This is a genomic window from Janthinobacterium fluminis (assembly GCF_028595325.1).
GTDB lineage: Bacteria > Pseudomonadota > Gammaproteobacteria > Burkholderiales > Burkholderiaceae_D > Janthinobacterium > Janthinobacterium fluminis.
The window spans coordinates 1-13,299 of the sequence record NZ_JAQQXR010000010.1; the positions used below are offsets into that span (position 1 = coordinate 1).

Annotated in this window: 10 protein-coding genes; 6 read left to right on the forward strand and 4 right to left on the reverse strand. The window is 67.6% G+C overall.

Features of this window, described 5'->3' with window-relative positions; genetic code table 11:
• Positions 1-225, reverse strand: a 225-nt coding sequence (locus OIK44_RS20820) for an L-lactate permease (protein ID WP_273673583.1), incomplete at its 3' end; no start/stop codon positions are given.
• 314 nt (positions 226-539) lie between these two features.
• Between OIK44_RS20820 and OIK44_RS20825 the strand changes: the two genes are divergently transcribed.
• The 3 genes from OIK44_RS20825 (at position 540) to OIK44_RS20835 (ending at position 6,773) form a co-directional block, all read left to right on the forward strand.
• Positions 540-3,866 carry a response regulator gene (locus OIK44_RS20825; protein WP_273673585.1) on the forward strand — a complete coding sequence of 1,109 codons (3,327 nt, stop codon included), beginning with the start codon at positions 540-542 and terminating at the stop codon, positions 3,864-3,866.
• A 195-nt stretch (positions 3,867-4,061) separates the two neighbouring features.
• Entirely contained in the window at positions 4,062-5,585 is a 1,524-nt protein-coding gene (locus OIK44_RS20830) for a DUF1800 domain-containing protein (RefSeq protein WP_273673586.1), read from the forward strand.
• Between the two features lie 12 nt (positions 5,586-5,597).
• The gene (locus OIK44_RS20835) at positions 5,598-6,773 is read left to right on the forward strand and encodes a DUF1501 domain-containing protein (protein WP_273673587.1); all 1,176 of its coding nucleotides are present in this window, start codon (positions 5,598-5,600) and stop codon (positions 6,771-6,773) included.
• 101 nt (positions 6,774-6,874) lie between these two features.
• Here OIK44_RS20835 and OIK44_RS20840 read toward each other — a convergent pair whose 3' ends face one another.
• The gene (locus OIK44_RS20840; protein WP_273673589.1) at positions 6,875-7,099 is read right to left on the reverse strand and encodes a hypothetical protein; all 225 of its coding nucleotides are present in this window, start codon (positions 7,097-7,099) and stop codon (positions 6,875-6,877) included.
• Positions 7,100-7,271: 172 nt separating this feature from the next.
• On the opposite strand from OIK44_RS20840, the gene OIK44_RS20845 reads away from it, so the two are divergent.
• Genes OIK44_RS20845 through OIK44_RS20855 form a run of 3 tightly spaced genes read left to right on the forward strand, consistent with a single transcriptional unit; the run spans position 7,272 to position 9,725 of the window.
• Positions 7,272-8,006 (forward strand): phosphatase PAP2 family protein, encoded by a 735-nt coding sequence (locus OIK44_RS20845; protein WP_273673591.1) that lies wholly within the window; start codon positions 7,272-7,274, stop codon positions 8,004-8,006.
• A complete protein-coding gene (locus tag OIK44_RS20850) occupies positions 8,003-8,902 on the forward strand; it encodes a diacylglycerol/lipid kinase family protein (protein ID WP_273673799.1) in 900 nt (299 codons plus the stop codon). Before OIK44_RS20845 ends, OIK44_RS20850 begins: the two co-directional genes overlap by 4 nt.
• 4 nt (positions 8,903-8,906) lie before the next feature.
• Positions 8,907-9,725 (forward strand): metallophosphoesterase family protein, encoded by an 819-nt coding sequence (locus OIK44_RS20855; protein ID WP_273673592.1) that lies wholly within the window; start codon positions 8,907-8,909, stop codon positions 9,723-9,725.
• Between the two features lie 66 nt (positions 9,726-9,791).
• Here OIK44_RS20855 and cls read toward each other — a convergent pair whose 3' ends face one another.
• Together cls and OIK44_RS20865 are read right to left on the reverse strand one after the other, a co-directional pair.
• Complete coding sequence (gene cls, locus OIK44_RS20860) at positions 9,792-11,183, reverse strand: cardiolipin synthase (protein WP_273673595.1); 1,392 nt, start codon at positions 11,181-11,183, stop codon at positions 9,792-9,794.
• Complete coding sequence (locus OIK44_RS20865) at positions 11,183-13,267, reverse strand: site-specific recombinase (RefSeq protein ID WP_273673800.1); 2,085 nt, start codon at positions 13,265-13,267, stop codon at positions 11,183-11,185. Before OIK44_RS20865 ends, cls begins: the two co-directional genes overlap by 1 nt.
• Positions 13,268-13,299 lie beyond the last annotated feature (32 nt).

Here is a 13,299-nt window from a genome sequence, read left to right on the forward strand (position 1 = left end):
GTAGGCGAAGCCGTAGCCGGCCGCCGCCAGCGCCTGCGTCGCCGGCATGCCGTAGGCGAAGATGGCCACGCCGATGGCCAGCGCCAGCGTGACGGCCGCCGCCACGTGGCCCTTCAAGCGCAGCACCGCCAGCGCGATGAAGAAGAAAATGATGGGGATGGCGGCGGCCAGCGCCGACAGCCACAGGCTGCCGAGCGGGGTGTAGATCTGGTTCCAGGTTTGCATGGTGTCTCCTCCGTTGATGCTTGGTTTGTAAATTCTTTTTATGTGGCCATTCCCGGAAATGGATGACGTCGAGATAGGAAAGCAGTGTAGCGAGAAGCCATCGCCGTGAGGGCGCCGGCGGCGGTGAAAAGAATTAACCGCAGAAGTGAATATTTTTCACGCCACGCCCGGGCCGTGGCAGGGGGAGCGGCCCCATCCGTTTAGATAACAAATTTATAACTATGCGGGTGGTTTTTGTGACATGATCGCGGTGTGGACTACCTGCTGCGGCGTTCGCCGCGCCCGCCAACCCGTTACGAGACTGGAGATGCACGATGTCGCGTTCGCTTTGCCCAGGTAATGAACAGTCTCCACGGCGCAGCCCGCCGTTGCCGGCGCGCCAGGCGCTGCTGACCTTGGCGCAATTCAGCGCCCTGTACTTCCTGCTGGCCCAGGCCGCCATCTACCTGTCCCGCCAGCCCGGCAACATCGCCACGCTGTGGTTCGCCAACGCCCTCGGCGTCACCTACCTGCTGACCCAGCCGCGCGCGCTGGCGCCGGCGCTGCTGCTGTGCGCGGCCGCCGCCAACCTGGCCGCCAACCTGCTGCACGGCGACGCCGTCGCGCTGGCGATCACCTTCCTGCCGGCGAACATGCTGGAAATGGCCATCGGCGCCTATCTGGTCAAGCGCAGCGGCATCGACCTGGTCTTCGACGAAAGCCCCGGCAACCTGCTGCGCTTCATCGCCCTGGCTTGCTGCGTGCCGCCGCTGATCGGCGCCACGCTGGGCGGGGCCATCATCGCCTTGCACGGTTATGCGCCGTTCGCCAGGATCTGGCCGGCCTGGTATGCCGGCGACATCGCCGGCTCGGTGGCGACGCTGCCGCTGGCCCTGCTGGTATTGCGCGGCGGCGTGCGCACCTTCCTGCGCCGGCTGGATCTGGCGCGGCTGGCCTCGCTGGCCTGCCTGTCCGTCGCCGTCAGCGTGCTGGCGCTGCAGTACCTGCCGTTCCCCTTCATCTATGTGATGGTGCCGCTGATGCTGGCGGCCGTCGCGGGCGACTTCGACAGCGTCGCCGTGCTGGTCGCCCTGTCGCTGCTGGTGACGGCGAGCATGATGGCGGGCGGCTATTTCCTGCCGCCGCCGGTCATCGCCAGCTGGCGCGTGCTGGTGGTCTACCTGCCCATCCTGCTGACGCTGGTGCCGCCGCTGCTGCTGGCCGCCAGCATGAACCAGGCCAGGTTGCGCGAGCAGGTGCGGCGCCGCTTCGAGCTGGCGCTGGAGCGCAGCAACGCCGAGCTGCAGACGATAATCGACCACATGCCGGCCATGGTCGCCTATTGGGACGCGGACATGCGCAACCAGTTCGGCAACCGGATTTACCTCGACCATTTCGGCCTGACGCCGGCGCAGATGCGCGGCATGCACATCCGCGACGTGATCGGCGAGGAAAAATACCGCGACAACCAGCCCTTCGTCGACGCCGCCCTGCGCGGCGAGGCGCCGATGTTCGAGCGCGTCCTGCCCGACGCCCAGGGCGGCGAGCGCCACACGCTGGTGTCGTATGTGCCGGACCTGGAGCAGGGCCGGGTGGTGGGCTTCTATTCCTTCGTCACGGACGTGACGACGCTGCGGCGCGCCCGCGCGGCCGAGGCGGCCGCGCAGACGCAGTTGCAGGCCGTGGTGGACGCCGCCAGCGAATTCGCCATCATCGCCACCGACCCGGCCGGCGTCATCAACCTGTTCAGCGTCGGCGCCCAGCGCATGCTCGGCTATGCCGCCGCCGAGATGATAGGGCGGCAGAGTCCTTCGCCCATCCACCTGCCGCAGGAGGTGCTGGCGCGCGGCGCCGAACTGAGCGCCGAGCTGGGCCGGCCGGTGCAGGGCTTCGACGTGTTTGTCGAACGGGCCCGCGGCGGCCAGACCGAGTCGCGCGAATGGACCTATGTGCGCAAGGACGGTTCGCACCTGCCGGTCAGCCTGGTGGTCAGCGCCATCCGCGACGGCGGCGGCGCGCTGGCCGGCTTTCTCGGCGTGGCCAAGGACATCACCGGACAGCGCCAGTTGCAAGCCTCGTTGCTGGCGGCCAAGGAGCAGGCCGAGGCGGCCAGCCGCGCCAAGAGCGAGTTCGTCGCCAACATGAGCCACGAGATCCGCACGCCGATGAACGCCGTGCTGGGCATGGCCTACCTGCTGGGCGCGACCAAGCTGGCGCCGGAACAGCGCAAGTACCTGGACATGATACGGGTGTCGGGTCAGTCGCTGCTGGGCATCCTCAACGACATCCTCGACTTTTCCAAGGTCGAGGCGGGGCGCATGGAACTGGCCTACAGCCCCTTCCTGCTGGGCGACGTGCTCAACGCGCTGGCCACCATCATGGCCGTCAACGCCGGCGAGAAGGAGCTGGAACTGGCCATCGGCATCGAGCCGGACGTGCCGCAGATGCTGGTCGGCGACGCGCTGCGGCTGCAGCAGGTGTTGATCAACCTGAGCGGCAACGCCATCAAATTCACCGAGCGGGGCGAGGTGTCGCTGCTGGTCGAGCAGTTGCGCCGCGACGGCGACACGGCGCTGCTGCGCTTTCGCGTGCGCGACAGCGGCATCGGCATGGACGCCGGACAGCAGGCGCGCCTGTTCTCGGCTTTTTCGCAGGCGGACGCGTCGATGACGCGGCGCTTCGGCGGCACCGGCCTGGGGCTGGCCATCTGCCGCCGCCTCGTCGAGTTGATGGGCGGCGGCATCGAGGTGCGCAGCGCGCTCGGCCAGGGCAGTGAATTTTGCGTCACGCTGCCGCTGCGCGTGGCCGGCTTCGACGCCGGCCTCCTCCCCGCCGCCCAGCTGGGCGTGCGGCGCCTGCTGGTGGTGGACGACAACGCCACCAGCCGCGACTACCTGTGCAAGACCATCCGCGCCTGGCAATGGCAGGCCGACAGCGCCGAGTCCGGCGGGGCGGCGCTGGAACTGCTGCTGCGCCAGCATGCGGCCGGCGTGCATTACGACGCCGTGCTGGCGGATTGGCAAATGCCCGGCATGGACGGGCTGGAGACGATGCGCGCGCTGCGGGCGCGCCTGCCGCAGGCGGCGGTGCCGGTGATTATCATGGTCAGCGCGTTTGGCCGCGACAAGCTGATGCGCGACGCGGCGGCGCTGGACGCCGACGCCGTGCTGCTCAAGCCGGTCACGGCGTCCAGCCTGCTTGACACCCTGCACACGGTGCTGAGCCAGCGCGGCGGCGCGGCGGGCGCGCTGGCGCCGTTCGCCGCCGAGGCGGCGCAGCCGCGCCTGGACGGCGCCCGCCTGTTGCTGGTCGAGGACAATATGCTGAACCAGGTGCTGGCCCGCGCCATCCTCGAGCAGGCCGGCGCCAGCGTCGACGCGGTGGACGACGGCAGCAAGGCCGTCGAGCGCCTGCGCGGCGCCGCGCGGGATTACGACATGGTGTTGATGGACGTGCAGATGCCGGTCATGGACGGTTTCGCCGCGACGCGCCTGATCCGCGAGGAGCTGGGGCTGGCGCTGCCGGTGCTGGCGATGACGGCCGGCGTGATGCCGGAGGAGCGCGAGCGTTGCCTGGTGTCGGGCATGAGCGATTTCATCGCCAAGCCCGTCGATGTGGGGCAGATGCTGGCGACCATCGCGCGGCATTTTGCGGCGCGCTGAGGGGGCCGGCCCCCGCGCCGGGCGGCGTTAGCCGCCTTCCGGGACGATTTTGCCGCGCGCCTTGCTTTCGCTGCGGGCGTGGGCGCGCGCGCCCGGGTGACGCCAGTGGTGATACAGTTGCGCGACTTTTTGCGCGCCGCTTGCGCGGAAATCAACGTATCCTAGGAACACATTGTTTTTCGCAAAGGTTTACGTATGTCCATGATCCGTTTTCTGTGCGCCGTCGGCTTCGCCGCGCTGGCCGGCTGCGCCGCCGCGCCGCCGACGCCGGCCGCGCCGGCCTCCGCCGAAACGCTGGCCCTGCTGGCCCGCGTCAGCTGGGGCGTCAACTCGGCGTCGCTGCGCCAGTTGCAGGCGCAAGGCTGGGATCGCTATCTGGACGGCCAGTTGCATCCGCCGGCGGCGCGCCTGCCGGCCGCCGTGCAGGCGCAGATCGACGCGATGGCCATCAGCCGGCGTCCGCTGGTCGAGCTGGTGCGGGAAAACGAGCAGCGGCGCAAGGCGCTGGCGGACATCGCCACCGACGAGGAAAGAAAGCTGGCGCAGAATGCCTACCAGCAGGAAATGAACCGCCTCGCGCGCGAAGCGGCCAGCCGTTCGCTGCTGCGCGCCCTGTATTCGCCGAACCAGTTGCAGGAACAGATGACCTGGTTCTGGATGAACCATTTCAGCGTGCACCAGGGCAAGCACAACCTGCGCGCCATGGTCGGCGACTACGAGGCGCGGGCCATCGCGCCGCACGCGCTGGGCAAGTTCCGCGCCTTGCTGGGCGCCACGGCGCGCCATCCGGCGATGCTGCGCTACCTCGACAACGAGGCCAACGCGGCCAAGGGCATCAACGAGAACTATGCGCGCGAGCTGATGGAGTTGCACACGCTGGGCGTGGACGGCGGCTATAGCCAGCGCGACGTGCAGGAGCTGGCGCGTATCCTCACCGGCGTCGGCGTCAACCTCGGCGGCGACACGCCGAAGGTGGCGGCCGCGCTGCAGGCGCAGTATGTGCGCGACGGCCTGTTCGAATTCAACCCGAACCGCCACGATTACGGCGACAAGCAATTTCTCGGGCAGACGCTGCGCGGGCGCGGCCTGGCCGAGCTGGACGAGGCCCTCGACCGCCTCAGCCGCAGCCCGGCGACGGCGCGTTTCATCAGCCGCAAGCTGGCGCAATTCCTCGTCGCCGACGAACCGCCGGCGGCCCTGGTCGAGCGCCTGGCGCAAGTTTTCCTGCGCAGTGACGGCGACATCGCCGTGACGCTGCGGGCGCTGTTCGCCGACGCCGAATTCCGCCCTTCGCTGGGCCGCAAGTTCAAGGACCCGCTGCACTACGTCGTCTCGGCGGTGCGCCTGAGCTATGACGACAAGCCCATCCTGAACACGGCGCCGATGCTGGGCTGGCTCAGGCGCATGGGCCAGCCGCTGTACGACCGGCAGACCCCGGACGGTTATCCGCTGGTCGAAAGCGCCTGGGCCAGCCCCGGCCAGATGAACATCCGCTTCGACATCGCCAGGACCATCGGTTCCGGCGCCGCCGGCCTGTTCAAGACGGACGGGCCGGCGCCGCAGGAAGTGCCGGCCTTCCCGCAACTGGCCAACGCGCTGTATTACCAGTCGCTGCAGGCGCAGCTCAGCCCCGCCACCGCGCAGGCGCTGGAGCAGGCCGCGTCGGCGCAGGAATGGAATATCTTCCTGCTGTCCTCGCCCGAAATGATGCGGCGCTAAGGGGCCGGCGCCATGCACCGCCGCGACATACTGAAGGCGCTGGGCGCGCTGCCGCTGGCGGCGCCGGCCGGCCGGCTGCTGGCCGCGCCGGCCGCCAAGACCCGCCTGTTGTTCGTGTTTTTGCGCGGCGGCTACGACGCCGCCAACCTGCTGGTGCCGCTGTCGAGCAGCTTCTATTACGAGGCGCGGCCGAACATCGCCATCCCGCGCGCCGGCGCCAACGCGGCGCTGGCCCTGGACGCCGACTGGGGCTTGCATCCGGCCCTGCGCGACAGCATCTACCCCTTGTTCAACAGCGGCAATGCCGCCTTCGTGCCGTTCGCCGGCACCACCGACCTCTCGCGCAGCCATTTTGAAACCCAGGACAGCATCGAGCTGGGGCAGGACAGCGGCGGCCGCCGCGATTACCGCTCCGGCTTCCTGAACCGGCTGGCGGAAACCCTGAACGGCGGCGGCATCGCCTTCACCGAGCAACTGCCGCTGATCTTCCAGGGCGAGGTGCAGGTGCCGAACATGGCCTTGCGCGAGATCGGCAAGCCGGGGCTGGACGCGCGCCAGAGCAGGATCGTCGCGGCGATGTACCGGGGCGGCGCGCTGGAACGCCCGGTCAGCGACGGTTTCGCCGTGCGCGCGGACGTGCTGCGCGAGCTGGGCGGCGAGATGGCGGCGGCCGACCGCAACGCCATCAGCGCCAAGGGTTTCGAGCTGGAGGCGCGCCGCATCGCCCGGCTGATGCGGGACAAATACCACATCGGCTTTGTCGATGTCGGCGGTTGGGACACGCACGTGGGCGAGGGCGGCGCGACCGGCTATCTGGCCGGCCGCTTCGAGGAGCTGGGCCGCGGCCTGGCGGCGTTCGCGCAGGAAATGGGCGACGACTGGCGCGACACCCTTGTCGTCGTCGTCAGCGAATTCGGCCGCACCTTCCGCGAAAACGGCAACCGCGGCACCGACCATGGACATGGCAGCGTGTTCTGGGTATTGGGCGGCGGCATCCGCGGCAAGCGCATCGCCGGCGAGCAAGTGCGGGTCGAGCGGGCCAGCCTGTTTGAACAGCGCGACTTTCCGGTGCTTAACGAGTACCGTGCCGTGCTGGGCGGCCTGTTCGCCCGCGCCTACGGCTTGAGCGCGGCGCAGCTCGACCACGTGTTTGCCGGCGTCAAGCCGCGCGATCTGGGATTGATCTAGTAGAAAGGGCGGTCACCTGCCAGCCCGGCTATTCCTGGCGCGCGAAACAATGAGGGGTCGATCCAGGGATCGGTGCTTCGGGCGCCCGGAACGGCCGGGCATCAATGCGCTTTTGACAGGATTAACAGCCAGCGGCGCATCAGCAGCACTTCAACATAACCCGGCTCGATGCCGGTGCCGCACTCGATCAAGGGATTGACAGCATAGTAGCGCTTGCGGAAATCACGGCAAACAAGCATTTCGCGTTTGCCCATACGGACCAGGAAGGAGTTAGGGGCATATTCCAAACCGAACCGGGAACCGAAGCCGCTATTCAATGTTGTCATGACAATCCTTTGAGGGAGAGATGTTGAACGAGACGCCAGCTTAGCATAACTACTGTATAAAAACACAGTTACTGTATAAATAATCAGTCATCGGCGGTTTTGTGGCATTTTAACCATAATTTCTGCTTAAGCCTTCTGCGCTATGCTGGCGGCACCGTACCGAAGGATTCCCATGACATCGCCAGCCCCATCCAAATTCAGCAAATTCCTCGCCGCCCGCCTGTCCCCGGACGGCGAATTCGGCCTGTATCTGACGGCCGGCGTCGCGCTGCTGCTGGCGGCCGCCTGGATTTTCGGCGCCATCGCCGAGGCCGTGATGGGCGCCGCGCAGATCACCGTGATCGACGTGCAGATCTCGCAGTGGTTCAACGCCCACGCGGTCGCCTGGCTGACGGGCGTCATGGTGGTCGTCACGCATGCGCACAGCGTGGCCGGCATCGTCGCGCTGACGGCGCTGCTGGCGCTGTATTTCTATCGGAAACAGGCGCGTTTCTGGCTGCTGACCCTGCTCGTCGCGATGCCAGGCGTCATGGTTTTGAATGTGCTGCTAAAGTATCTCTTTGTGCGCGCCCGCCCCAGCTTCGAGACGCCCATCCTGGACCTGCAGCTGAGCAGCTACAGCTTTCCCAGCGGCCACACGGCGACGGCGACGGTGCTGTACGGCTTGCTCGGCGCCTATCTGGTGTGCCGGACGCCGAAGTGGGGCGCCCGCGCCGCCATTGCGCTGGGCGCCGCGCTGATGGTGGCGCTGGTGGCCTTGAGCCGGATTTACCTGGGCGCGCACTATCCCAGCGACGTGCTGGCGGCGATGGCGGAAAGCTGCGGCTGGCTGGCCGTCTGCATGACCGCCAGCTCGCACCTGCGGCGGCGCCTGGACGCCGCTAACCATCAAGGAGGCTTATCCTGATTGCTGTCACCGTCATCATCAACGCCGGCGCCGGCTGCGGTTACGCGGCCGACTGGGCCGGGCAGCTCGATGAAAAGTTCCGCGCGCACGGCTTCGCCGCCGCCATCACGCTGGCCGACAGCGGCGAACAGATGATCGCGACGGCGCGCCGGGCCGTCGCCGACGGCGCCGCCCTGGTGGTCGCCGGCGGCGGCGACGGCACCGTCAACGCGGTCGCCGCGGCCCTGGTCGACAGCGGCATCCCCTTCGGCGTGCTGCCGCTGGGCACGCTGAACCATTTCGCCAAGGATTTGCGCATCCCGCTGGCGCTCGACGAGGCCATCGCCAATCTGGCGCGCGGCGTGCCGGTCAAGGTCGACGTCGGCGAGGTCAACGGCCGGGTGTTCCTGAATAACTCCAGCCTCGGCCTGTATCCGGACATCGTGCGCGACCGCGAAAAGCAGCAGCGCCGCCTCGGCCGCGGCAAATGGCTGGCGTTTGGCTGGGCCGCGATGACGGCGCTGCGCCGCTATCCCTTCCTCGACGTCCGCCTGCAACTGAACGGCGGGCAGCGCGCGCGCAGCACGCCCTTCGTCTTCATCGGCAATAATGAATATCTGATGCAGGGCTTGAACATCGGCGAGCGCGCGCGCCTCGACTGCGGCCTGCTGAGCCTGTACGTGGCGCAGCGCCCCGGCCGCCTGGGACTGCTGCGGATGGCCTTGCACGCCCTGTTCGGGCGGCTGGCGCAGTTGCAGGATTTCGACGTGCTGGCGACCCGCGAACTGGCCATCCACACGCACCACAAGCGCCTGCGCGTGGCCACCGATGGCGAGGTGACGGTGATGGCGACACCCTTGCACTACCGCATCCGCGTGGCGGCGCTCAGGGTGCTGGTGCCGGCGCCGCGGGGCTAGGCCGATGCGCACGCTGATCCACCTGTCCGACCTGCATTTCGGCCGCGTCGACCCGGCCTTGATCGCGCCGCTGACGGCGCTGGCGGCGCGCCTGGCGCCGGACGTGGTGGTGGTGTCGGGCGACCTGACGCAGCGCGCCCGCAGCGCCGAGTTCCGCGCCGCGCGCGCCTTCCTCGACGGCTTGCCGGGGCCGCAGATCGTTGTGCCGGGCAATCACGACGTGCCGCTTTACAACGTCGCGGCGCGTTTTTTGACGCCGCTGCACAAGTACCGGCGCCACGTCTGCGACGACCTGAGCCCGGAGTATATTGACGATGAAATTGCCGTGCTGGGGATAAACACCGCGCGCTCGCTGACCTTCAAGGACGGCCGCGTCAACCACGCGCAGATCGACCGCGTGCGGGCGCGGCTGGACGGCCTGGGGCCGGGGCGCACCAAGGTCATCGTCACGCACCACCCCTTCGACTTGCCGCAACATTTCGGCGAGAGCAAGCTGGTCGACCGCGCGCCGGCGGCCATGGACATGTTCGCCGCATGCGGCGTCGACCTGCTGCTGGCCGGCCATCTGCACGCCAGCCACGCCGGCAACACGGCGGCGCGCTACCAGATCGGCGGCTACGCGGCGCTGATGGTGCAGGCCGGCACGGCGACGTCGACGCGCGGCCGTGGCGAAAGCAATTCCTTCAATGTGCTGCGGATAGGCGCGGGACATATCGTGGTCGAGCGCTACAGCTGGGACGAGGGCGGGGCGGGGTTCGGGCTGGTTGGCGCCGAATCGTTCGGGCGCGAGGGCGGGGTATGGGCCGGTCATCCGCTCCCCTAGGCAATGCCGGGGCGCTGCGGGCCGGGATGTCCGTTGGCGGCGCGCCCGGTCCAGGCCATGCAGTAGTTACAGCCAATAGTTCATGAAGCGCGCGGCCCATTCCTTGAGGCGGTCGGCAAAGGGCCGGGCGGCCCATTTTTCCCGGGTGATTTCCAGCGAGTCGCGCAAATCCTCCTGGAAGGCGTTTTCCATTTCGCGGCCGAAGCTGTCGCCCAGCACCACCACGTTCAGTTCGCTGTTGTGGAGGAAGCTGCGCATGTCGATATTGGTCGAGCCGACGGTCGACCAGGCGCCGTCGATGACGGCCGTCTTCGCGTGCAGCACGGCCAGTTGCAAATGGAAGATGCGCACGCCGCAGGCCAGCAGCTCGTCGTATAGCGCGTGGCCGGCGTGGAACACCAGGCCGCTGTCGGACACGCCCGGCAGCACCACTTGCACGTCGACGCCGCGCCGGGCCGCGCCGCACAGGGCGGCGGCGGTCTGCTGGTCGGGCACGAAATAGGCGGAGGTGATGTGGATGCTGCGTTTGGCTTCCTGGATCGCCAGGATATAGGCCTTGTAGATTTCAAAGCCGCCGCCCGGTTCGCTGGCGATGACGCGCACCAGGCGTTTGCCCACTTCCGCCAGCGGCGGGAAGTAGCTGGCGTCGGGCAGCTCGGCCGCGTCCTGCTGCGACCAGGCACGGATGAACAGCCACTGGAAGGCGGCCACGGCCGGCCCGTCGATTTTGACGTGGGTGTCGCGCCAGCCGACCTGGGACTGGTCGGTGGGTTTCGACTTCGAGCGGAACAGCGAGCTCTTGGCGTAGGTGGCGCTGATGTTGATGCCGCCGGTGAAGGCGAGCTTGCCGTCGACGATGAGGATTTTGCGGTGGTCGCGGTTGTTGATTTTCCAGGCGTCGCCGCGCACCTTGGCCGGGTTGACGGGATTGAACGCGACCAGGTGGATGCCGGCCGCGCGCATGCGCTCGAAGAACGCTTGCGGCACGCCCAGCGTGCCGACGCTGTCGTAGATGATGTTGACGGCGACGCCGGCGCGCTGTTTCTCGATCAGGGCGTCGGCGAATTTCAGGCCCAGCTCGTCCTGGTCGAAGATATAGGTTTCCAGGTTGATATGGTTCTTTGCCTCGGCGATGGCCTTGAGCATTTCCGCCATCGTTTGCGGGCCGTCGAACAGCAGTGTCACCTCGTTGCCCTTGATTAAGGGCACGCCGGTGACGGCCTCTTCCAGCGCGGCCATCGCCGCCAGGTCGACGCCGGACCTGGCCCAGCGCCTGGCCAGCGGCGCGCGCGCGTGCCTGGGCGGCAGCGTGCCGCCCTTGCCGCTGGTGATGCTGGGCACGGCCGGCGGGTCCAGCGTCGCGCGCAGTTGCTGCACGTCCGGCAAGGTGGAGCAGGCGGCCAGCATCCAGCATGCGCAGATGGATGGCAAGCGGTGCAGAACCTGACCGAGTTTCATTAATGTCCCTTTGGCGGCGCCGGCGCGTCCTCGGCCGGCGCGTCTTTCGAGCCGATGAAGAAGGTGAGCGGCGCCTGCAGGAAGCGCCGCCCGAGTATCTTCAGCAGCGCCAGGCCATGCTGGAAGCGCACCTGGCGCGAGCGCAGCGCCACCCACAGCGCCAGGCCGAAGCTGACCAGCAGGTTGACGGTGCCGATGGCGAGGAAACCGAGCACCGACTGCGCCGCCAGCTGCCAACTGATATTGTGATCGAGTCCGACCAGGGCTGTCGCAAAGTTGGCCGACGAGAAGGTGACGTGGCGTATGTCCAGCGGCAAACCCAGCAGGAAGCCCAGCGTGCCGATGCTGCCGAGCAGGATGCCGAAATAGAAGTTGCCCATCAGTCCGCCCAGATTGTTTTCCAGGTACAGGCCGAGGCGGCCCAGGCGCTGCTGGCCGATGACGCGGCCCAGGCCGCGCAACTGGGCGATGCGCTGGGCCCAGCGGGTGTACAGGGCCTGGTTGTCGTAGTAGCCGGAAATGAGGCCGGCGACGAACAGGCAGACGCCGGCGATCATCGCGTAGAACAGCGCGGGGCTGCCGACCGGGTCGATGTCGTGCAGCAGGTGCAGGGCTTTTTCCGGCGATACCAGGTGCTGCCCCGTCCAGGCTTTGTAGCCGAGCGCGATCAGGTAGGCGGTCGGGATCGCCGTCGCCAGGTTGCCCAGCACGGCCATGTTTTGCGTGCGGAAGACCTTGTTGATCAATTCGGCCATGCTGTCGAGGTCGATGTTCCTGCCATCCTTGCTGTGCAGGCCGGCGGCGATGCGCGAGGCCGTCATGGCCGGCTGCTTGGTGGCGACGGTGAAGTGCAGCAGGTGGATGAACATGAAGCCGATCGAATAGTTCATGCTGAACAGGAAGGCTTCGACCAGCGGCGCCGCGCGCAGGTAGGAAAACAGGATCTTGATCAGTGCCATGAAGCCGATGATCAGGCCGGCCCCGGCCGAGGACAGGAACATCGCGCCCAGTTGCCGGCGGTTTTCCGCGATGTAGTGCTCGCCCGTGCGGCTGGCGTTTTCCGTGACGTTGCGCGCCAGCAGGTTGATATTGTCGGCGAACAGGTCGCGCACCGCGTACTTGTTGCTGTTCGCCTCGATCAACTCCAGCGCCAGCGCGACGGCAGCGGCGCGGTGCAGGCTGACGCTGGCGTCGGGCTCGGGGGCGGCGGCGTTGGCCAGCGTCTCCAGGTCGACCGTGGGGGCGCTCGGCAGCTCGCCGCTGACGTCGACGAGGAACAGCAGCTTGCGCATGCGGTCTATGCTCTGCGTCAGCGCCACCAGCAGGTAGGTGAGGGCGATGCTGGTGCCCTGGTGCAGCGCTTTCTTGCGGATCTTGGCGATGACGGCGTCGCACTGGTCGAGCATCACCAGCAGGTGCTTGGCGTCCTCGATGGCGTCGGTGTCGCCGGCGAGCAACTGGGCGTAGTTGTCCAGGTGGGCGTTGACCTCGACGTTTTGCATCATGAACGGCGAGTCGAAGGTTTCGATTTCGCTGTGAAAATTCGTCAACTCCGGCTCCAGGCCGATGGCGCAGACGCGGTAGGACAGCGTGCGGATCGCTTCGAGCATGCCGGGCAGCATCAGGTTGCCGGCCTGGCCGGCGCCGCCGGCCTCATCCTGGGCGAAGAGCACGTCGAACAGTTGCAGCCAGTCGGCTGCGGGGACGGCGCTGATCCACAGGTAATCCGTTTGCCGGTAGAGCACCTGGTCGAGCGCGTCGCTGAGGTATTCCTCGCCCAGCGCGGGCGGCAAGATGCGGTAGGCGATGCGGCGTTTCAGTTCGGTGAAAAAGCCGTCGTTCGACAACACCCCTATGTCGGTGTACAGGCTGGTGTGGCGGCGCTTGCCGAGGACGTTCAGGGCGCAGGCGCGCAGCGCCGCGGCGTGGTTCGGATTGCCCTTGAGCAGTTGGCTGAGCGTGCGGACGTTGGCGGTCGCCTGGGCGGCGTCGTCGCAGCGTTTGGGACGCAAGGTCTGGACCAGTTCGACCAGCAGGTCGATATTGTCGTGGCCGGAATGGATGCGTTCGAGGATAGCTAGCATGCGGTAGAAACGGCCGGGCCGCAATAGAGGAA

What these genes read in the sequence shown, in the direction of transcription:
- OIK44_RS20825 (WP_273673585.1), top strand. Translation starts at nt 540, where the DNA reads ATGTCGCGTTCGCTTTGCCCAGGTAATGAACAGTCTCCACGGCGCAGC.
- OIK44_RS20830 (WP_273673586.1), top strand. Translation starts at nt 4,062, where the DNA reads ATGTCCATGATCCGTTTTCTGTGCGCCGTCGGCTTCGCCGCGCTGGCC.
- OIK44_RS20835 (WP_273673587.1), top strand. Translation starts at nt 5,598, where the DNA reads ATGCACCGCCGCGACATACTGAAGGCGCTGGGCGCGCTGCCGCTGGCG.
- OIK44_RS20840 (WP_273673589.1), bottom strand. Translation starts at nt 7,099, where the DNA reads ATGACAACATTGAATAGCGGCTTCGGTTCCCGGTTCGGTTTGGAATAT.
- OIK44_RS20845 (WP_273673591.1), top strand. Translation starts at nt 7,272, where the DNA reads ATGACATCGCCAGCCCCATCCAAATTCAGCAAATTCCTCGCCGCCCGC.
- OIK44_RS20855 (WP_273673592.1), top strand. Translation starts at nt 8,907, where the DNA reads ATGCGCACGCTGATCCACCTGTCCGACCTGCATTTCGGCCGCGTCGAC.
- cls (WP_273673595.1), bottom strand. Translation starts at nt 11,183, where the DNA reads ATGAAACTCGGTCAGGTTCTGCACCGCTTGCCATCCATCTGCGCATGC.
- OIK44_RS20865 (WP_273673800.1), bottom strand. Translation starts at nt 13,267, where the DNA reads ATGCTAGCTATCCTCGAACGCATCCATTCCGGCCACGACAATATCGAC.